This window comes from Devosia sp., assembly GCF_028290435.1.
Classification (GTDB): Bacteria; Pseudomonadota; Alphaproteobacteria; order Rhizobiales; family Devosiaceae; genus Devosia.
Map to the genome: position 1 here is coordinate 26464 of NZ_JAQGJV010000008.1, position 20626 is coordinate 47089.

Annotated in this window: 15 protein-coding genes and 1 pseudogene; 14 read left to right on the top strand and 2 right to left on the bottom strand. The window is 62.7% G+C overall.

The genetic code is table 11. The features are described 5' to 3' along the window. Positions 1-38 precede the first annotated feature (38 nt). Positions 39-1610 carry an ABC transporter substrate-binding protein gene (locus JWP26_RS01670; protein ID WP_299722501.1) on the bottom strand — a complete coding sequence of 524 codons (1572 nt, stop codon included), beginning with the start codon at positions 1608-1610 and terminating at the stop codon, positions 39-41. Positions 1611-1793: 183 nt separating this feature from the next. On the opposite strand from JWP26_RS01670, the gene JWP26_RS01675 reads away from it, so the two are divergent. The 14 genes from JWP26_RS01675 (at position 1794) to JWP26_RS01740 (ending at position 20028) form a co-directional block, all read left to right on the top strand. Continuing rightward, on the top strand, positions 1794-2783 hold the full coding sequence (locus JWP26_RS01675) for a GntR family transcriptional regulator (RefSeq protein WP_299722504.1): 990 nt from the start codon (positions 1794-1796) through the stop codon (positions 2781-2783). Beyond that, a complete protein-coding gene (locus tag JWP26_RS01680) occupies positions 2780-3481 on the top strand; it encodes a creatininase family protein (RefSeq protein ID WP_299722507.1) in 702 nt (233 codons plus the stop codon). Before JWP26_RS01675 ends, JWP26_RS01680 begins: the two co-directional genes overlap by 4 nt. Then, entirely contained in the window at positions 3478-4509 is a 1032-nt protein-coding gene (locus tag JWP26_RS01685; protein ID WP_299722510.1) for a ketopantoate reductase family protein, read from the top strand. Before JWP26_RS01680 ends, JWP26_RS01685 begins: the two co-directional genes overlap by 4 nt. A 1-nt stretch (position 4510) precedes the next feature. Further along, positions 4511-5263, top strand: a complete 753-nt coding sequence (locus JWP26_RS01690) for an SDR family NAD(P)-dependent oxidoreductase (RefSeq protein ID WP_299722513.1) — start codon at positions 4511-4513, stop codon at positions 5261-5263. Continuing rightward, positions 5260-6636: a dipeptidase gene (locus JWP26_RS01695; protein WP_299722516.1), complete on the top strand. Its 1377-nt coding sequence runs from the start codon at positions 5260-5262 to the stop codon at positions 6634-6636. Before JWP26_RS01690 ends, JWP26_RS01695 begins: the two co-directional genes overlap by 4 nt. Beyond that, on the top strand, positions 6633-7979 hold the full coding sequence (locus tag JWP26_RS01700; protein ID WP_299722519.1) for an amidase: 1347 nt from the start codon (positions 6633-6635) through the stop codon (positions 7977-7979). The genes JWP26_RS01695 and JWP26_RS01700 overlap by 4 nt, the downstream gene beginning before the upstream one ends. Positions 7980-8668: 689 nt before the next feature. Beyond that, positions 8669-11410: an autotransporter domain-containing protein gene (locus JWP26_RS01705; RefSeq protein ID WP_299722522.1), complete on the top strand. Its 2742-nt coding sequence runs from the start codon at positions 8669-8671 to the stop codon at positions 11408-11410. A gap of 528 nt (positions 11411-11938) precedes the next feature. Further along, positions 11939-13117 (top strand): transporter substrate-binding protein, encoded by a 1179-nt coding sequence (locus tag JWP26_RS01710; protein ID WP_299722524.1) that lies wholly within the window; start codon positions 11939-11941, stop codon positions 13115-13117. Further along, entirely contained in the window at positions 13114-13722 is a 609-nt protein-coding gene (locus JWP26_RS01715; protein ID WP_299722527.1) for an ANTAR domain-containing response regulator, read from the top strand. The genes JWP26_RS01710 and JWP26_RS01715 overlap by 4 nt, the downstream gene beginning before the upstream one ends. After that, a complete protein-coding gene (locus JWP26_RS01720) occupies positions 13700-14602 on the top strand; it encodes an ABC transporter permease (protein ID WP_299722530.1) in 903 nt (300 codons plus the stop codon). The genes JWP26_RS01715 and JWP26_RS01720 overlap by 23 nt, the downstream gene beginning before the upstream one ends. Continuing rightward, entirely contained in the window at positions 14599-15519 is a 921-nt protein-coding gene (locus tag JWP26_RS01725) for an ABC transporter permease (protein WP_299722532.1), read from the top strand. The genes JWP26_RS01720 and JWP26_RS01725 overlap by 4 nt, the downstream gene beginning before the upstream one ends. 34 nt (positions 15520-15553) lie before the next feature. After that, positions 15554-17173, top strand: coding sequence for an ABC transporter substrate-binding protein (locus tag JWP26_RS01730; protein WP_299722535.1), 1620 nt, complete (start codon positions 15554-15556; stop codon positions 17171-17173). Continuing rightward, positions 17163-18107, top strand: a complete 945-nt coding sequence (locus JWP26_RS01735) for an acetamidase/formamidase family protein (protein WP_299722537.1) — start codon at positions 17163-17165, stop codon at positions 18105-18107. The genes JWP26_RS01730 and JWP26_RS01735 overlap by 11 nt, the downstream gene beginning before the upstream one ends. A 154-nt stretch (positions 18108-18261) precedes the next feature. Continuing rightward, positions 18262-20028 carry an ABC transporter ATP-binding protein gene (locus JWP26_RS01740; protein WP_299722572.1) on the top strand — a complete coding sequence of 589 codons (1767 nt, stop codon included), beginning with the start codon at positions 18262-18264 and terminating at the stop codon, positions 20026-20028. A gap of 232 nt (positions 20029-20260) precedes the next feature. Here JWP26_RS01740 and JWP26_RS22375 read toward each other — a convergent pair. Then, positions 20261-20428, bottom strand: a pseudogene (locus tag JWP26_RS22375) (hypothetical protein); the annotation flags it as partial. Between the last annotated feature and the right edge of the window lie 198 nt (positions 20429-20626).

A 20626-nucleotide genomic window follows, 5' to 3' on the forward strand; every position in this document is an offset into this window, starting at 1 on the left:
AAAAGCTTGGGCGGAGGGAGGCCCCCGCCCAAATCGGCCTATTTATCGAGCCAGGCGGCGCGGAAGATGTTGTTGCCCAGCGGGATCTGGTTGAAGCCCATCGTGGTCTTGCTCAGGGCCACCGGATAGGGCGTTTCGTAGAGCGGCACGGTGGGGCCTTCGGCATTGAAGATTTCCTGGATGCGGGCATATTCCTCGGCCCGTTTGGCAGGATCGATCTCGCTCTGGCTGGCAACGTAGAGCTTATCGGCTTCTTCGCTCTTCCAACCCGAATGCAGGGCGTCGATCGTCGGCGAATAGGCGAAATATGAGGTGATTTCATTGGGATCGGCGATATCGTCGGTCCAGGCGGCGACGCGCATATTCATGGTGCCATCGCGATATTGCTGGGTGCGGGTGGCGTTATCGACCTGCTGGAGTTCCAGCTTGACGCCGATGGCCGCCCACATCTGCTGCACGGCCGTGCCGATGCCGATTTCGTCCTGATTGCCGGCGAGAACCAGAAGGCTGGTCGAGAACCCATTGGGGAAGCCAGCTTCCGCCATCAGTGCCTTGGCCTTTTCAAGGTCATAGGGATAGAGCGGAGCGGTGCCGGTATGCATCGGGGTGGCGCTCGACATGAACGAGGTCAGTTGCGTGCCCACGCCGTGGGTCACGATCTGGATGATCGCTTCCTTGTTGGTGGCGTAGTTCAGCGCCTGGCGCACCTTGGGATTGGACAAGGGATTATCGGCGCCGTTGACCTGGGGCCGCACATTCATCGAAATGTACTGCACACGCGTCGAGGGATACATTTCCATGTTCAGCTTGTCGTCGGCCTTCAGCTCGTCGACGCGCGCATAGGGGATCAACTCGGCGCCATCGACTTCGCCAGACTGCAGGCGAAGAATGCGGGTCGCGTCGTCGGGAATGACTTCGAAGGTCACGCCATCGAGGTAAGGCAATGGCTGGCCATCCTCGCCCTTGTCCCAATAGTAGGGGTTCTTCACGAGCTTCATGGTCGAGCCGCGTTCCCAGGAGGCGAACATGAAAGGGCCCGAACCCACGGGATGCTCGGCGAAGGCCTTGGCCTTGTCGGCATCGGTTGCGCCGGCTTCGGCCTCGAACAGCGCCTTGGGCATGATGGCGGTGTTGAACACGGTCAGCGCCGAAATGAAGGCCGGATCGGGATGGGCCAGCGTGATGGTGACCGTCTTGCCTTCGGTCGCGATCGAGGCGATAGAAGCGACGAGGAACTGCCAGGTAGTATCGGGCACTGCGGCGCGTTCGAGCGAGAATTTGACGTCTTCGCCGGTGATCGGGGAGCCATCCGAGAACTTGATGCCGTCGCGCAGGGTGAGCGTAACGGTCAACCCGTCTTCTGACACTTTCCATTCCGTGGCGAGGCCTGGCTGGACGCCCTTTCCGTCATCGGTGGGCAGCAGCAGCGTGTCGTATAGGTTGGACAGGATCCAGATGTCCACATTGGCGTCGTTCAGAACCGGGTCGAGGAACAGGCTATCGGCATAGCGGGCATAGGTCATGATGCCACCTCGCTCGACCGCCATGGCCGACGAACTGACGCCAAGAAGAAGCGCTGCCGCAATGGCAGCGATGGATAGGATCTTCATGCTTTCGCCTTTCTGAGTGCAGGATAACTGTTCTACTGGACTGTAACGTTGCATGCGCTTTTGAGGACGTCAACGCGCCAAATTCAGACTTATCCCCCAACTTTGACATACTACGGTATAACGGCTTGTCGCAGGATCGGAAGCTGTGATAGCCAAATAGGACACACAGGCAGACGTAGTTTCATGGATTTTTTCATCGATCGCGAGCTTCCGGTCCCGATCCGGCAACAGCTCAAGGGCATCATCGAATACGGCATCGCCTGCGGCGATCTGCTGGTTGGCGACGCCCTGCCATCGGTGCGTGAACTGGCCGAGCAGGTCGGCGTGGCGCCGATGACGGTAAGCCTGGTCTATCGTGATCTGAAGAAGGATGGGCTGATCGACTCGCGGCCCGGCTCGGGCACCTATGTCGCCGATAGCTCGCAGGCCCGCATGGCGGCGCGCACCGATATCGTGGCGCTACACCGGCAGATCGATACGCTGATCGACAGCGCCATGGGCATGGGCGTGCGCACCAGCGATCTGGCGGCGCTTTTCAATGCGCGCCTGTCCTATCGCATCAGCCTGGGCCATCGCGTCAGCGTAGTCATGGTCGGCCTGTTTCCCGAGGCGACGACCAGCTATGCGCGCTTCATTGCCGCCCAGCTTGGCGGCAACGCCACGGTCGAGCCCATGACCATCGACGCCATCCTGCGCGATGATGATGCCAAGGATCGCGCCGGTTCGGCAGACCTGGTGGTCACGTTCGCCAACCGGCATCGCGAAGTGTCGAGCCTATTGCCCAACACCAAGGTCGTCTCGATCCGGTTCATTCCAGCCGAAGCCACGCGCATGGCGCTGGCGGCGCTCGACCCGATGGCGCGGGTGGCCGTGGTCTCGCTGTTCCCCGATTTCCTGCCGATCATCAAGGCCGGCGTGCAGCGCTTTGCTGCCCACGTGCAGGACATTACCGCGGCGACGATCAACGACGCCGACATCGCCGCAGTCCTCGCCGCTGCCGACGTCGTGGTGTTTTCGACGGGCGCGGAGGCCGCCGCCGAAATTGCCAAGCCGGGCACGGCCGCCATCGAATACCGCCATACGCCGGACCCCGGCGATATCGAACGCGTGGTGATGCCTTTCATAACCACCGCCAGCCAGCAAGCTCCAGTTGAACGGAAGGAAGCATCGTGAAAATCGCCGAGATGAACTGGAGCCAGGTCGAGGACTATCTGAAGCGCGACGACCGCTGCGTCGTGCCCCTCGGTAGTACCGAACAGCATGCGGGGCTGTCCCTTTCGGTGGACTCTATCCTCGCCGAGAAGGTAGCGCTGGACGCAGCGGAACCGCTGGGCATTCCAGTATTTCCGGTCGTACCCTACGGCATCACGCCTTATTTCCTCGCCTACCCCGGTTCGATCAGCCTGCGCATCGACACCTATACGCGCATCATCCGCGACATACTCGATGGCCTCAAAATTCAGGGCTTCAAGCGCATCCTGCTGGTCAACGGGCATGGCGGCAATTCACCGGCAGGCAGCCTTGCCATCGAGTGGATGGCGGATAATCCGGGCATTCCGGTGAAATTCCACAACTGGTGGAATGCGCCAGCGACCTTCGCCAAGGTGCAGGAAATCGACACCGTCGCCTCGCATGCCTCGTGGATGGAGAATTTCGCCTGGACCCGCCTGCCCGGCGTGACCCAGCCGACCCAGCGCAAGCCGATGATCGATCTGACGCGCATGCGCTACATGGACCCGGCTGGCGTGCGGACTTATCTCGGCGACGGCAATTTCGGCGGTTATTACGAGCGTGACGACGCCGAAATGCAGGCGATCTGGGATATTGCCGTGACCGAGACGCGCGCGCTGATGGAGGGGCCGTGGTCATGACTGGCCCGATCCTGATCTGGGGCGCCGGCGCTATCGGCGGCACCCTGGGCGCGGCCTTCATCCGTGCAGGCCATGAGGTCGTCTTCGTCGACAACGTCCCCGAGCACGTCACCGAGATCAACGAAGTCGGCCTGCGCATCGTCGGCCCGATCTTCGAGGACACCGTCCGCGCCAAGGCGTTTCTGCCAAAGGACCTAACGGGCCAGTTCGACACCATCTTCCTCTGCGTCAAGGCTCTGCATACCGACGCCGCCGCGCGTGATCTGCTGCCTCATGTCGCCCGCAATGGCGTCGTGGTTTCGGCACAGAACGGGCTCAATGAACTGGTCATCGCCGACATCATCGGGCGTGAGCGCACCATGGGGTGCTTTGTCAATTTCGGCGCCGATTACCTCGAGCCAGGCATCGTCACGTTCGGCGGTCGCGGGGCAGTCGTGATCGGCGAACTCGACGGCGCCACGACCGAGCGGGTCACCGCCCTGCACAAGCTGTTGCTGGACTTCGAGCCAAACGCGGTGCTGACCGCCAACATCTGGGGCTACCTCTGGGGCAAGCTGGTCTATGGCGCGCTGCTGTTCGCCACCGCCTTGACCAATGACAGCATTGCCGACGCGCTGGCGGACCCGGCCTATCGCGCGGTCCTGACCGATCTTGGTCGCGAAGTCGGCGCAGTCGCCAAGGCCGAAGGCATCGTCACAGAAGCCTTCAATGGCTTCGATCCCGGCGCTTTCGTGCCCGGCGCTTCGCAGGCACAGGTTGATGGCTCATTCGACGACATGGTCGCGCATAACCGCAAGTCGACCAAATCCCATTCCGGCATCTGGCGCGATCTCGCAGTGCGCAAGCGCCAGACTGAAGCCCAGGACCAGCTCGGCCCCATCGTCGCTTTCGGCAAGAAAAACAACGTGCCGACGCCGCTGACGGCACGGCTGATCGAGATGATCCGCGAAATGGAAACCGGGCAGCGCACGTTCTCGCCCGACAATATGGTGACGCTTGCAAGCGTCGGAACGGCAGCGGTGGCGTGACATGAATATCGAATTTGCCGGCAAAACTGTCGTCGTCACCGGCGCTGCACATGGCTTCGGCCGTGCCATCGCGCTGGCCTTCGCCACGCACGGCGCCACGGTTTATGCCTGTGACGTCAATGCCGATGGCCTGGCCGAAACGGCTCGCCTCGGCGCCGTCAAGGTCTTGAGGCTCGATGTCGGCGACCACTCTGCCGTCCAGGCTGCAATCGCTGGCATCGAGGCCGATGGTCACGCTGTCGATATCCTGGTCAACAATGCCGGCGGCGTACGAGGACAGGTCGGGCGCCCGATCGAGGAGGTCAGCGCCGCCGACTGGCAGACCATTTTTGACGCCAATGTTTCGGGGGCTTTCTTCATGACCCAGGCGGTGGCGCCGGGGATGAAAAAGCAGCGCTATGGCCGCGTCATCAATATTTCCAGCGGCGCCGGGCTCGGCATCAGCCTGACCGGCATTCAGGCCTATGCCAGCGCGAAGGCGGCGCAGATCGGCCTGACCCGGCAACTCGCCCACGAATTGGGTGGGTGGAACATCACGGTCAATAATGTCGCCCCCGGCTTCGTGCGCTCCAATCCCACTACCGAGCGGCAATGGGATGCAATGGGCGCGGAGGGCCAGGAAAAGCTGCTCAACAACATCGCACTCAAGCGCTTGGGCACGCCTGACGACATCGCCAATGCCGTGATGTTCTTTGCCTCCGAGCAAGCCGGCTGGATTTCCGGCCAGGTGCTGAGCGTGGACGGCGGCAAGTGAGCGAGATCGAGACCTATCTAGCGGACCAGGAAGCAGAAGCGCTGGCCGATGTGATTGCGTTCTGCCGCATTCCCAGTGTCAGCACCGATCCAGCCTTTGCCGAGGGAATCTCCGCGGCCGCGGAGTTCGTGGCCGAACGCATGCGCAAGGCCGGGTTTCCAAAAGTTGAGATCGTGCCGACCGGTGGGCATCCGACAGTAATCGCGGAATGGTGTGAGACGCCGGGTGCGCCGACTTTGCTGGTCTATGGCCATTACGACGTACAGCCGCCCGATCCACTCGACAAGTGGCTAACGCCACCCTTTGAGCCGACAATACGCAATGACCGGCTCTATGCGCGTGGCGTTTCAGACGACAAGGCACCTCTGCTGCTGCCCATCATCGTGGCCGAGGCGTTCGGCAAATTGAGCGGCGGCCTGCCGATCAATCTCAAAATGCTGATCGAGGGCGAAGAGGAATCCGGCAGCCCACATTTCGAGCCGACTGTAGAGCGGCTCAAGGACCGCCTTGCCTGCGATCTCGTTGTCTCGGCCGATGGCGCCATGTGGCGCCCCGATATCGCTTCGGTGACGGTAGCGACGCGCGGGCTTGTCGCGCTGGATGTCGTGGTGCACGGCGCCGGCAAGGACCTGCATTCAGGCCGCCACGGCGGCAGCGCACCCAACGCCATCCGCGTGCTGACGCACCTTATGGCCTCCCTGCATGACGCGGAGTGCAACGTCGCGGTCGAGGGCTTCGCTGACGGCGCCCTGCCGCCAGATCCGGCGATCATCGAGGCGATCAAGGCCATCGGCTTCGACTCCGGCGCCTATTTCGACGAGATCGGCGCCCGGCGCCCCGCCACGCTGCCGACGGGCGAAGAGCTGCTGACGCGCCAATGGCTGGTGCCGACGCTGGAATTCAACGGCATTTCCGGCGGCTATGCCGGGCCCGGAACCAAGACGGTCATTCCGGCCCAGGCATCCGCCAAGATCACCTGCCGGCTGGTGGCCGGACAGGATCCAATGGCTGTTATCGCAGCCATCGAGGCGCATCTGATGGCTCACCTGCCAAGCGGCTACGAGCTGGATGTCCACGGCCACGGTCCCGGTACCACGGCGTTCGCGCTCGATCCCGACCTGCCGGCGCTGAAAATATCCGAGGACATCTTTGGCGAGGTCCTGGGCCAGAAGCCGCTGCGTGTCGCCATGGGCGCCACCATTCCCATCGGCGCGGTGATGAAGAAGCACCTGGGCGTCGGCATGATCTTCTTTTCGTTCTCGACCTCGGACGAGGACTACCACGCCCCCAACGAGTTCTTCCGCCTCGCCAATCTGCGCATCGGCCTCACCGCCTGGGCACGCCTGATCGAGCGGCTGGGCGCCCAGGGATGAGAGAGGATATCGGTTTCCTCGATATTGCCGAACTGGGAACGCGATATCGCGACGGCCGATTGACCCCGATCGATGTCGTGCGTCACGCGTTGGCGCGCATCGAGGCGCTGGAGCCCAGTCTCAATGCCTTCGCCGATCCGATGGCCGCGATGGCGCTGGCCGACGCCGAACGACGCACCACCGAGCTGGCATCCGGCCTCGATCTCGGCCCGCTGCATGGCATCCCCGTCGCCATCAAGGATCTCATCGACGTAGCCGACGTGCCGACCGGCTTCGGCACCCGGGCGCGGGCGCCGCAGATGCCTGCCCGCGATGCGGAACTGGTGACGCGGCTGCGCGCGGCCGGAGCAATTATCCTCGGTAAGACCAACCTGCTCGAATACGCCTATGGCGTGGCGCATCCCGATATCGGGCAGACCAATAATCCACACAATACCGGCCGCACATCGGGCGGCTCAAGCGGCGGCTCGGCGGCGGCCGTGGCGGCCGGGATTGTCCCACTGGCCATCGGCACGGACACCGGCGGCTCGATCCGAATTCCGGCGAGCTATTGCGGCATTGTCGGGCTGAAACCCAGCTTTGGAATAGTGAGCCTGGATGGCGTCTTCCCACTCTCATGGACCCTCGACCACGCCGGACCACTAGCGCGCAACGTGGCGGATGCGATGATCGGGCTGATGGCAATTGCAGGTATCGGCGACGCGCCGCAGCGCGATATTGCCGGCCTCCGGATCGGCCTCATCGACTGGCATTTCGGCTCGCACGAGATCACACCGGGCGTCCGCGAGGCGCTTGGCGTCGCAATGGCCAAGCTCGAGGCCAAGGGCGCGGTGCTGGTCCAAGTCGGCATCGATGACCTGGCGCGGGTCAACGCGGAACTGGTGACGATCCTGCATCCCGAAGCCTCGGTGATCCATCGCGCCCTGCTGCCGCAGAACCCGGCCGGCTATGCGGAGGTGACGCGCCAGCAACTCGAAGACGGGTTCAGGACGACTGCGGCGGATTATCTCCTCGCCATGGGCTATCGCGAGACGTTCCGGGCCTCAGTGGAGGCGGCTTTTGCCCAGGTTGACGTTCTCGCCAGTCCCAGCGTCCCCTTCGTGGCTCCGCCCGAAGACCCGCGCATTGAGGAAGGCGAAGAGGGCGAAATGCTATCCAGCGGATTTGCCAATGTCTCAGGACATCCCTCGGTCAGCATTCCCGCGGGGATGAGTGAAGGGATGCCGGTGGGGCTGCAGCTCACCGGTCGATTAGGGCAGGATGCCATCTTGCTCGCCATTGCCCGGGCAATCGAAGTTGCTCTTGTCGCCTATCGGAGGCCGGAGTCCCCGTCTGACCGGTAGCCGCTGCTCGGTCGGCCCTAACAGATCGCCGACGGTCCATTGCCCCTCATCGACGTTATGGTTATTTTGAAAGTAGCGGCTTGTCGAGCGGGACTATCACTATCTTAATGTGGCGCGCCAAAGGCTGGACGTCTTCGGCCGTCCCAAATTGGCTGATGCCCATTGTCTGCTTTTCCTGACCGTCCATCGAAAAGCAGACAGTCCGAAATCCACCCCGAAGCGGCACGTCGGCAATCGACCCCGTTTCAGCCATTCGGAGCTAACTCGCAGATTCCCGAAAGCTGCCATTCGTCGGCTCAGAGCGATGATAGCTGTGCACCTCGTTTCCGAGGTTGGACTTTGGCGCGCCCGAACCTGCAGGTGGGTGCGCGGTGGCCCGATGCATTGGCAAAAACGTTCTGCCCGATGCCCACGCCTCCGATCTCTGAAAACTAGATAGATGGATTCGTGATCTGTTGGCCTCGGCGCCCCCTCAGGAGGGTGCGCTCTCATTCCCCAAGCTCAAATCATCCCTGCTGATAAGCGCTACCCGAATGCGGCAAGGTACAAGACATCCGCGATGGGCCCTCTGCTGTCATGGCGAAAAATCTGTAAGGTTCCGAGGCCTTTAGCTACGTCTTCGGGACATTTCGTCCATCGCGTGACAGATTGCCCTGACCGCGCGATTCGCGCAGGGGATTAGATGGGCAATGGCAGTTTTGGACCGCACGGGCGAATGGCGTTGTTTCGGCTGGCCGCGATCGATCGGACGGCTGACCGGCGTCGCCACGCTGGCGCTGCTCGCGGCAATAACACCCTCCCAGGCTCAGGGTGTCACCTTTACTGATGACATATATCCGGGCTCGGTGATGGATGGTCCTAACTGGAACGGCTCTTTCATTATCGTCGGAAATAGCGCCCCCGGCGCCGTTAATGTCGATGGTGGTGGGCAGGTGGTTATCAACGGCCTCACTTATCTCGGCTTTGATCCCAACGTGACAGGAACCGTGACGGTGACTGGCTACGGATCTTCCTGGGACAACTACAGTTCATTCACTGTCGGCAATTATGGCACTGGCATCCTGAATGTTGAGAATGGCGGACGGACTTTCAGTGGCCTTAGCTATCTTGGCTACCAGTCCGGTTCGACAGGAACCGCGATGGTGACTGGCGCTGGATCCTGGCTCAGCGGGGAACTCCATGTTGGCTACTGGGGTACGGGCATCCTGAATATCGAGGATAGTGGACACGTGGTTGCCTGGAGCTCTGCCGATCTTGGCTACCAGTCCGACGGGACAGGAACCGCGACGGTGAAGGGCGCCGGATCGTCCTGGGAGATCCTCGGGGCGCTCCATATTGGCGAACAGGGCATTGGCGTCCTGAATGTCGAAGATGCCGGATATGCCAGCAGCTACGATGGCTATCTGGGCTTTGCTTCCGGCTCAACAGGAACAGCGACGGTGACGGGCGCCGGATCGTCCTGGACTACCAGCAGCTTGACGGTCGGTAATGGTGGCACCGGCACGTTGACCATTGCAGACGGCGGCTTGGTCTCTGTAGGCGGCGCGCGACAAGTCGATGTCGGCTTACTTTCCGGGTCCATCGGCACGATCAATGTTGGCGCCGCGGCAGGCGATGCGGCCGCAGCAGCTGGCACTCTGGATGCAGGGACACTGGACTTCGGCGACGGGACCGGCACGCTGGTGTTCAACCATACCGGAATGCCGGATGGCTCGGCCCTGCGCTTCGATCCAGGGATTTCGGGCGTTGGCGCGATCGAGCATCTTGCCGGAACCACAATCCTGACCGGCGATAGTTCCGGCTTTGGCGGAACCACGACGGTCTCGGGCGGCACGCTGATCGTCGGCTCGGCCGGTACAGGCAGTCTCGGCGGCATGATCGACGTGTTGTCTGGCGCTACGCTGGGCGGCACTGGTGCCCTGCGCACGACGACGATCGCCGCTGGTGGCACGCATACACCCGGCAATTCGATCGGCACCCAGATCATTAATGGCAACTATATCAATCACGGCACCCTCGTCGTCGAGGCCAATCCCTCCAGTGCCGACAAGCTGGTGGTCAATGGCGCTGTCGATATTGCCGGGGCCAATTTGAACCTGCTGCTAACGCCGACTAGCGTGGCCGATTGGGATATTGCGCATAACCCGTTCAGTTACACCATCATTGCCAATGACGGCGCCGATGCTGTCACCGGCCAGTTCGCCAGCAGCAGCGATCTAAATCAACTGCTCTTCCTCGATGCCAGCCTCGACTATGCCGGTGGCGATGGCAATGATGTGGGGCTCCTGCTCGCTCGCAATGATATCGATTTTGCCAGGATGGCCGGCACAACCAACCAGTCTGGCACCGCGCGGGCCATCGAGAGTCTGGGCTCAGGCCCGCTCTACGATGCCATTGTCATGCAAAGCGATGGCGATATTGTGCGTGCCAGCTTCGATGCCTTGTCAGGCGAGATCGGTGCTGCGACCAAAGGCACGCTGACCGCGCCCGCCCAGAAAATGGCCGATGCGGTCAATGATCGCCTGCTCGGCGTCTCCGGGCACACTGGCAGCGCCCCCGTGCTCGCCTATGGCCCCGGCGGTCCGGAACTGGCCGGGTCCGACACCCCCCTCTCCGTGGTCTGGGGCAGTGCCTTTGGCAATTGGGGCCACTTCGACGGCGATGCTGATGTCGCAAGTCTTTCGACCCACGGCGGCGGTCTGGCCGGCGGTATCGACGGAGAACTCGGCGATTGGCGGCTTGGCCTGATGGCAGGCTATGCCGGCTCCGCCTTCGAGGTCGCCGATCGCTCCTCGACCGGTTCCAGCGACAGCTATTCGCTGGGGCTTTATGGCGGCACGCAATGGGGTGCGCTGGCCTTCCGTTCCAGCCTCACCGCCTCGGCCCATAGTCTCGCAACCAGCCGCGACGTGGTTATTCCCGGCTTCACCGATCACCTGAGTGCCGATTACAAGGCCCGCTCGCTGCAGGCCTTCGCCGAACTGGGCTATCGCCTCGACCTCACCAATGCCACCAGCATCGAACCGTTCGCCAACCTGACCCAGTTGCTTGTTGATACCGACGGCTACAGCGAAACCGGCGGTGCCGCCGCCTTGACCAGCGCTGCCGATGCCACCACGTCGACCTTCACCACGGTTGGTCTCCGCGCCAGCCACCAGGTCGCCATGGGCACCGTGCTCACCACCATCCGCGCCATGGCCGGTTGGCGCCACGGCATCGGCGAGCTTGCGCCCGCCAGCACCATGAGCTTTGCCGGCAGCACGCCCTTCACAGTTACCGGCGGTCATACCCCATCCGACACGGCCCTGCTCTCGACCGGATTAGACCTCAACCTCACCGAAGCGTTGACCATCGGCCTCGCCTATGTCGGCAGCTTTGCCAATCGCGCCAGCGACAACGCTGCATCGGCCACGGTCGCGGGGAGATACTGAGGGGCAAGTTATAGGCGGCCAAGGGGGCCATTGCCCCGGTTCAACGTCCCGAGAACTGCCGGCCGCCTGGCGAGCGAAATGTCTGATCTAAGACGGTGTACTGCTGGCTGCAAACGGTCCTCTTTCGCCGATCTGCTTGTCAGCTTTTCGAGCAGTTGCACTAATAACGGACAGGCAGGAAACCACCCCAATCTTGCCGTTGGCTGGGTCGTATGGCGATGTCCGCTTTTCGGAAATCGCAAGTCTGGTCCGAACGACTGAAATGGGGCGCCTCTCCACCGCGATCATATTGCAGTGGGAATTGTAGGAAAGCTGCGATTGGGAGACAGGTTGCCGCGCGCATCAGCTGCATAGTTCGTGGGCAATTGCGTCGCCAGCCTAAGTTTTTGGCGTAATATGACTTGACACTCCTATGGTGGATTGCAATCATTCCACCACATAACTGACTTCGCAGCAGGCATTTGGGCCTCACTTCGGAACGCATCCCGCCGTTCCCGGTGAGGTCTTTTCGTTTGGGATCCGCACTTGATGACGTCGAGCCTACAAACAGTTCCGGTGGGTGTATTGTTCTCCACCAGCGGGCCCTATGCTGCCCTTGGCCGTGAGGGCCTGGCGGGAGCAATGCTGGCGATTGCCGAGATCAATGCCGACGACCAATACGGGCTAAAGCTGGCGGCGCAGGTGCGTGATCCGCGCGGCTCGACCGAGCAATATGCAGCCATGGCTGCCGATATCGTCGGGACGACCGGGGCCCGCCACATCCTGGGCTGCACCACGTCTTGGAGCCGCAAGGAAGTTATTCCCGTGCTCGAAAAAAGCGCCACCATGCTCTGGTACTCATGCCCCTATGAGGGCTTCGAAGCCCACGACCAGGTCATCTATCTCGGCGCCTGCCCCAACCAGCATATCCTGCCGCTCCTCGCCTTCGCCCTGCCCCGCTTCGGCACCAATGGCTACCTCGTCGGCTCCAATTATATCTGGGGTTGGGAAACCAACCGCATCGCCCGCGATATCATCGAGGCTGCGGGCGGGCCGGTCGCAGGTGAACGCTATGTGCCGCTCGGTGACGTCGATATCGGCCGTATCATCGAAGAAATCCGCACCAAACGCCCGGCCTTCGTGGTCAATACGCTGATCGGGCCGTCGTCCTATGCGTTCCTCGCCGCCTATCACGCTTTGGGGCAGGCCGATCAGACTTTCAGCCAGGATGTACGGCCCGTGTTGAGCTGCAATTTCGCCGAAAGCGAAGTGGCACAATTGGGCGCGGTCGCCGCCGGTCAATACGCCATCTCGCCCTATTTCCAATCGCTGGCGACGCCGGAAAATCGTCGCTTCCTCGATACGGCCAAGCAATTCGCACCGGATGCGGTCCATATCTCGGCGTTCTTCGCTCAGGCGTATGCCGCGGTGCATCTGCTGGCGGCCGGGCTCGCTGGCGCCGGCACCGATGCAACCGACGCAGTGCGCGAAGCCACCAAGTTCGTGTCGATGACGGCGCCGTTCGGGCCGATTGAAATCGATGATGCCACCAATCATGCAGTGCTGACCCCGCGCATTGCCCGTGCCGTTGTCGGGGGCTTCGACATCGTCAGCGACATGGAGACGGCGATCCGCCCCGATCCGTACCTGGCATATTCGCCGGTTGCGGTCGCGAGCGATCCGGCGGCACCATCGCCGCGTGTCTCCCACCTTCGGGTGATCAAATGAGCCAGTTCAAAACAACGCCCAAATTCGACGGCCAGTGTGCGCTGATCCTGCACCGGCCCCATCCCGTGGTCGACGCAATCACGCGTCAGCTCACCCAGCTTGGCGTGCGCTATCAAACCCACTGGCCCGAGCTTCCTGCCGACCTCGACGCGGCCGCTTTCAATCACCTGTTCTACGACGCCGACATGGGCCATGACGGCCAGTTCCCCTGGGCGCCGGGCAAAGCGCCGATGCTGTCCATCGCCCTGATCGGCTCGGAAGCGCCGGGCCGGCTGGCTTGGGCGATCCGGCTGGGCGCCGATGCCCATCTCCTCAAGCCCATTGGCAGTGGCGGCATTTTCGCGGCACTGGTCATCGCCAGCCAGGCTTTCGAGAGCCGCGCCGCGCAAGCAGCCGAATTGAGCGACCTGCGCGAGAGGCTGGCCGGCCGTCAGGTGTTGGCCGAAGCCACGGCGTGTCTGATGATGCTCGACAATATTTCGGCCGATGCCGCATACGAGCGGCTGCGCCGTACCGCCATGACCGAACGCAAGAGCATCGAGGCCATGGCTCTCCAGATCGTCGAACAGTTGCGGAGCGGTCATGTCCGAACTGATCGCGCCTAGCGCCGCGCCACGCCGTCCGACCCGGGCGGGCACTGTCATCCGACGCCTGTTGCGCCGGCCGCTGGCTGTCACCGGCCTCGTCATTATCGCCATCGTGGTGATCGCGGCGGTGTTCGCACCCTGGGTCGCGCCCTATGATCCGGGCGAGCAGTTCTTCGACGGATTGACGCTGGAAGGGGCGCCGCTGCCGCCTAACGGAGCGTTCCTCTTCGGCACCGACCTGCTTGGCCGCGACCTGCTGAGCCGCCTGATCTTCGGCGCCCAAACCTCGCTGGTCATCGGCGTTGTCGCCAATGGCATCGCGGTGTTCATCGGCGCGCTGGTGGGCATCGTGGCGGGCTATTTCCGCGGCTGGATCGGCACCATCCTGATGCGCTTCACCGATTTGATGATGAGCTTTCCGGCGCTGCTGCTGGCTATCGTGCTGGCCGCCATCTTCAAGCCGAGCCTGTGGATCGTCGCCATGGTGATCGCCATGGTCAACTGGGTCCAGGTCGCCCGCGTCATCTATACCGAGACGCGTTCGCTGGCCGAACGCGACTTCATCGAGGCCGAGCGCTCGCTCGGCGCCAGTTCCGCGCGCATCCTGTGGTCGCACATCCTGCCGCATCTGGTCTCGACCATCGTGGTCTGGGCGACGCTGGGCATCTCCACCACCGTGCTGCTCGAAGCCACGCTGAGCTTTCTCGGCATTGGTGTGCAGCCGCCGACCGCGTCCTGGGGCAATATCATCTTCGAAAACCAGACGTATTTCGCCTCGGCACCCTGGCTGGTGTTCATCCCCGGCGCCGCCATCATCCTCTTGGCGCTGGCCTTCAACTTCCTCGGTGATGCGCTGCGCGACATTCTTGATCCGACCCAGCAGGGGCGCTCGGCATGACCGCCTATATCGCCCGCCGCTTCGGCCAGGCCCTGCTGATCCTCGTCGGCATCAGCCTCGTCACCTTCGTGCTGCTCTATCTCGTACCCGCCGATCCAGCGCGCCAGATCGCCGGACGTTCGGCCACGGCCGAAACCGTAGAGAACATCCGCAACCAGCTTGGCCTCAACCTGCCGTTTTACGAGCAGTATGGCCGCTATGTTGCCGCCCTCGCCCGGGGCGATCTCGGGCGGTCCTACCTGCAGAAAACCCAAGTGTCCGAGCTGATCGCCTCGCGTCTGCCCGCCAGCCTGCTGTTGATGGCCGGCGCCATCGTCTGTGAACTGCTGATCGGCCTGACCATGGGCCTTGTTGCCGCCCTGCGCCGCGGCACCTGGGTGGATAGCTCGCTGATGGTCGTGTCCTTCGTCGGCGTCTCCGCCCCGCAGTTCGTCATCGGCATATTGCTGCTGTATGTCTTCGCCGTGCAGCTCGGCTGGTTCCCGATCGGTGGTTACGGCACGTTTCGTCATCTCGTGCTGCCAGCACTGACGCTCGGCATTCTCGGCTCCGGCTGGTACGCGCGGATGATGCGCTCATCGATGCTCGACGTGCTGCGCCAGGATTATATCCGCACGGCCCATGCCAAAGGGCTCAAGGGCTGGAAGGTGCTGTTCGGCCACGCCGTGCCCAATGCCATCCTGCCCATAATCGCCATGATCGGCATCGATATCGGCATGTTCATGAGTGGCATCGTGGTGGTCGAAGCCGTGTTCGGCTGGCCCGGCATCGGTCAGCTTGCCTGGCAGGCCATCCAGCGCATCGACATTCCCATCATCATGGGCGTCACCCTGGTTTCTGCCTGCGCCATCGTCATCGGCAATCTAGTCGCCGACCTCGTCGCTCCGCTTATCGATCCGCGCATCAAGCTGCGGTGATCCAACCATAATGTTCAACCGGGAGACTAGTCACATGCGTAATGCACTGCTTGCCGGGGTGGCCGCCGCCGCCCTTCTCACCGCCATCGCGCCCAGCTTCGCCCAAGAGGAGAAGCAGGGTGGCTCGATGATCGTCACCTATAAGGACGACGTCTCGACGCTCGATCCCGCCATCGGCTACGACTGGCAGAACTGGTCGATGATCAAGTCGCTGTTCGATGGCCTCATGGACTATGAGCCCGGCACTTCGACGCTGAAGCCCGATCTCGCCGAAAGCTACACCATCTCCCCCGATGGGCTGACCTACACCTTCGTGCTGCACAAGGGCGTCAAGTTCCACAACGGTCGCGAGATGACCGCCGAAGACGTAAAGTACTCGCTCGACCGCGTCACCAACCCGGTCACCCAGAGCCCCGGCGCCGGCTTCTTCGGCTCCATCGATGGCTTCGCCGCCATGGCCGATGGCACCGCGACCAGCCTCTCCGGCGTGACCGTCGTCGACCCCTACACCGTGCAGATCAAGCTCAGCCGCCCCGACGCAACCTTCCTGCATGTCGTTGCGCTGAACTTCGCCTCGGTCGTGCCCAAAGAGGCCGTCGATGAATTCGGCGCCGATTTCGGCAAGCATCCTGTCGGCACCGGCGCCTTCTCGCTGGCCGAATGGACACTGGGCCAGAAGCTCGTGTTCAAGCGCAATCCGGATTACTGGAAGCCGGGCGTGCCCAAGCTCGACGAGATCGACTTCGAAGTCGGCCAGGATCCGACCGTTGCGCTGCTCCGCCTGCAGAAGGGCGAAGTCGACATTCCGGGCGATGGCATTCCGCCGGCCCAGTTCCTGCAGGTCAAGGACGATCCGACCTATGCGCCGCTGATCATCGAAGGTGGCCAGTTGCAGACCGGCTATATCACGCTCAACGTGCACACGCCGCCGCTCGACAACGTCGATGTCCGCAAGGCCATCAACATGGCGATCAACAAGGACCGCATCGTCCAGATCGTCAACGGCCGCGCCATCGTCGCCAACCAGCCGCTGCCCCCATCGATGCCGGGCTATGCGCCGGACTATAAGGGCTATGTCTATGACGTCGAGGGCGCCAAGGCACTGCTCGCCAAGGCTGGCCTGCCCGATGGCTTCACCACCGAGCTTTACGTCTACAATACCGATCCCAATCCGCGTATCGCCCAGGCGATCCAGCAGGATCTCTCGGCCATCGGCATCACTGCCGAAATCAAGTCGCTGGCCCAGGCCAACGTCATCGAGGCCGGCGGCAATGGCTCGGCGCCGATGATCTGGTCGGGCGGCATGGGCTGGATCGCCGATTTCCCCGATCCGTCCAACTTCTACGGTCCGATCCTGGGTTGCGCCGGTGCGGCCGAAGGCGGCTGGAACTGGTCGAAATACTGCAACGAAGACCTCGACGCCAAGGCGACCGCGGCTGACTCGATCACCGATCCGGCCAAGAAGACCGAGCGCGAACAGGCCTGGCGCGATATCTACCTCGCCATCATGGACGATGCGCCATGGGTGCCGGTGTTCAACGAACAGCGCTTCACCATCCGCTCGGAAAACATGGGCGGCCCCGACGCGCTGTTCGTCGATCCCGTCCACGTCCCAGTCAACTACGATTATGTGTTCGCCAAGAATGTGCAGTAACTGCGACTACACGATCCACAGCGCCAAGCATCACCACGGGTGGGACAATTCGTTCTCACCCGTGGAGACGATCAAGCCGGGCTCGACGGTATTCTTCGAATGCCTCGATAGCGGCGCCGGGCACTTCACGCCCGGCAGCACCGTCGCCGATGTCTCGACGCTGGATTTCTCCAAGGTCAATCCGGTCACCGGTCCCATCTATGTCGATGGGGCCGAGCCCGGCGACGCGCTCAAGATCACCTTCGACGGCTTCGAGCCGTCCGGCTTCGGCTGGACCGCCAATATTCCCGGCTTCGGCCTGCTGGCCGATCAGTTCAAGGACCCGGCGCTGACGCTCTGGACCTATGACAAGAACACTATGGCGCCCGCGCTGTTCTCGAAAAACGGTCGCGTGCCGCTCAAGGCCTTTACCGGCGAAATCGGCGTCGCGCCGGCCGAACTGGGAAATCACTCGGTCGTCCCGCCACGCCGCGTCGGCGGCAATCTCGACATCAGGGATTTGACCACCGGCACGGTGCTTTACCTTCCCGTCGAGGTCAAAGGCGCGCTGTTCTCGGTCGGCGATACCCACGCCGCCCAGGGCGACGGCGAAGTCTGCGGCACGGCGATTGAGAGCCAGATGAACGTCTCGCTCAAGTTCGATCTGGTCAAAGGCGCCAACCTCAGGATGCCGCGCTTCACCACCTCGGGGCCGGTCACCAACCATCTCGATGCCAAAGGCTATGAAGTCACTACCGGCATCGGCTCCGACCTGATGGAAGGCGCGCGCATCGCCGTCTCGCAGATGATCGACCTGCTCGGCCAGCAACAAGGCCTCAGCGCCGAAGACGCCTACATGCTGTGCTCGGTCTGCGGCGATCTGCGCATTTCCGAAATCGTCGACATGCCCAACTGGGTGGTGAGCTTTTACTTCCCACGGATCGTATTCGAATGAACGTCATTCCGGCAGACACACTCATCGGGCCCTTCGGGCCATCTTCTCCCCGGGGAGAAGGACAGTGGGCATCGCGCTTTCTATTCCTCTCCCTGTCGGGGAGAGGGTGGATCGGCGCAGCCGAGACGGGTGAGGGTGTCTGCCCCCGATGAGCATCGAAATACCCCTCCTCTCCGTCCGCAATCTCGTCACCACGGTCAGCACTGCGACCGGCCCCCGCCCGGTGGTCGATGACCTGTCCTTCGATCTCGCGCCCGGCGAAACGCTTTGCATTGCCGGCGAAAGCGGCTCCGGCAAGTCGATGACCGCGCTGTCGCTGATGCAGCTCCTGCCCCAGCCCATGGCGCGCGTTGCCTCGGGCAGCGCCGTATTCAAGGGCCGTGACCTGTTCACGCTGCCCAAAGAGGCGATGCGCCAGGTCCGTGGCAATGACATCGCCATGATCTTCCAGGAGCCGATGACCTCACTCAATCCGGTGCTGACCATCGGCCGGCAATTGATCGAAACCATCACCGCTCACGAGTCCACCAGCCTCAGCCAAGCCCGCCAGCGCGCGCTGGAACTGCTCAACCAGGTCCAAATCCCCGAGGCCGCGCGGCGCCTCCAGCAATATCCCTACGAACTCTCCGGTGGCATGCGCCAGCGCGTCATGATCGCCATGGCGCTATCCCAGAACCCCGACATTCTCATCGCCGACGAGCCCACTACGGCCCTCGACGTCACCGTGCAGGCGCAAATCCTCAGCCTGATCCGCAAGCTGCAAGCCGAGACCGGCACGGCGGTCATCATGATCACCCACGACATGGGCGTCGTCGCCGAAATGGCCAACCGGGTACTAGTGATGAAGGACGGTCGCGCCGTCGAGGCCGGCCCGGTGCGCGATATCTTCGCCATGCCGCAAGCGCCCTACACGCAGGCCCTGCTCGCCGCCGTCCCGCGCCTCGGCGAAATGACCGGCACGACCATGCCAAAGCGCGCGGTCCGGACCTGGGAGCAGACAGCACCCAAGGAGGTCGTCGATGTCGACAATCTCACTGTCCGCTTCCCGATCCGCTCGGGCTTTTTCGGTCGCGTCGAGCGCCGTGTCCACGCCGTCGAAGGCATCGGCTTCAAGCTGTACCGGGGCGAAACGCTGGCGCTGGTCGGCGAAAGCGGCTGCGGCAAGTCCACCACCGGCAAGGCGCTGCTCAACCTCGTGCCATTCACCGGCGACGTGCGCATTGCCGGGACTCACACCCAAGGCCTGCGCTCCGACCAGATGAAGCCAGTCCGCCGCGATATCCAGATGATCTTCCAAGACCCGTTCGCCTCGCTCGATCCGCGCATGCGCGTTGGCGATCTGGTGGCCGAACCGCTGCGCATCCATGGCTTGGCCACCGGCAGCGAGTTAACCGATCGCGTTGCCTACCTGTTCAAGCGCGTCGGTCTCTCTGCCGATCTGCTGGAGCGCTATCCGCACGAGTTTTCCGGCGGCCAGCGCCAGCGCATCTGCATCGCCCGCGCGCTGTCGTTATCTCCCAAGATCATTGTTGCCGACGAAAGCGTCTCGGCGCTGGACGTATCGATCCAGGCGCAGGTGCTCGACCTGCTGCAGGATATCCAGAACGAAACCGGCATCGCTTATCTCTTCATCTCGCACGATATGGGCGTGGTCGAGCAAATCAGCCACCGTGTGGCGGTGATGTATCTCGGCCGGTTCGTCGAAGTGGGCACCCGCGCCCAGGTGTTCGACAATCCTCAGCATCCCTATACAAAGGCGCTGATAGCGGCTGTGCCCGTGCCTGATCCGGAGCGGGCGCCTAAACGCTTCAGCCGCCTCACTGGCGACATTCCCAGCTCTGTGCGGCCACTTTCCTATGAGCCGCCTACGGCCATTTACCGCGATGTTGGAGATGGACACCTGGTGGCCGAACTTTCGTGAAGGCTATCTGCGGTCCGACCGGGGCTGGGCGTGGAGTGCGAACCAGGGCGGTTGCAACTATCCTGTTCAGGTCGCCCCCAAACTGCCAGTCCGCTTACGGCCCCCAAATCGCCACTCGTCGGATGACTGAATTCCCTATCGGTTGATCCAGAAGCCGCCTGTCCGCAAACCAGCCCATTTCTGCTATCAGCTGCAAATTTGGGTAACCCGCTGCTGGTTGGATGCCCTGCCGTTATCCGCAACGCAACCAGGTGCAGACGGCCAACCTGGCTGCAATGCGCAGCGCGACCGGCGTACCATGCCGGCCGCCGACCCTGATTGCGGTTTCCTGGTTGAGCGACAGGTGCACGTGCCGCCGTCTGCCGGCCACGAGCCCCTTGGCGAATATTTCATCCAGACTATGCCGCGCTGTGCTCGATTTGGGTCTGGCACCGAGTGAGCCGCCGCAAGTCCTGTTCCATGGATAGCGATTGAATGGCCCTGCGCCGCCCGAATGCGTAGACCATCAGCCGACAGGGTAAAGCGCTGCTTGTCGTGATGAAGCCCCCTGGCTCTGAAGAGATTGCCGGGATCCTGGCTCACTATGCTGATCCGAGCA

Coding starts and splice junctions, on each gene's coding strand:
- JWP26_RS01700 (WP_299722519.1), top strand. CDS start 6,633: ATGAGAGAGGATATCGGTTTCCTCGATATTGCCGAACTGGGAACGCGA.
- JWP26_RS01685 (WP_299722510.1), top strand. CDS start 3,478: ATGACTGGCCCGATCCTGATCTGGGGCGCCGGCGCTATCGGCGGCACC.
- JWP26_RS01735 (WP_299722537.1), top strand. CDS start 17,163: ATGTGCAGTAACTGCGACTACACGATCCACAGCGCCAAGCATCACCAC.
- JWP26_RS01675 (WP_299722504.1), top strand. CDS start 1,794: ATGGATTTTTTCATCGATCGCGAGCTTCCGGTCCCGATCCGGCAACAG.
- JWP26_RS01720 (WP_299722530.1), top strand. CDS start 13,700: ATGTCCGAACTGATCGCGCCTAGCGCCGCGCCACGCCGTCCGACCCGG.
- JWP26_RS01725 (WP_299722532.1), top strand. CDS start 14,599: ATGACCGCCTATATCGCCCGCCGCTTCGGCCAGGCCCTGCTGATCCTC.
- JWP26_RS01705 (WP_299722522.1), top strand. CDS start 8,669: ATGGCAGTTTTGGACCGCACGGGCGAATGGCGTTGTTTCGGCTGGCCG.
- JWP26_RS01730 (WP_299722535.1), top strand. CDS start 15,554: ATGCGTAATGCACTGCTTGCCGGGGTGGCCGCCGCCGCCCTTCTCACC.
- JWP26_RS01690 (WP_299722513.1), top strand. CDS start 4,511: ATGAATATCGAATTTGCCGGCAAAACTGTCGTCGTCACCGGCGCTGCA.
- JWP26_RS01715 (WP_299722527.1), top strand. CDS start 13,114: ATGAGCCAGTTCAAAACAACGCCCAAATTCGACGGCCAGTGTGCGCTG.
- JWP26_RS01670 (WP_299722501.1), bottom strand. CDS start 1,610: ATGAAGATCCTATCCATCGCTGCCATTGCGGCAGCGCTTCTTCTTGGC.
- JWP26_RS01710 (WP_299722524.1), top strand. CDS start 11,939: ATGACGTCGAGCCTACAAACAGTTCCGGTGGGTGTATTGTTCTCCACC.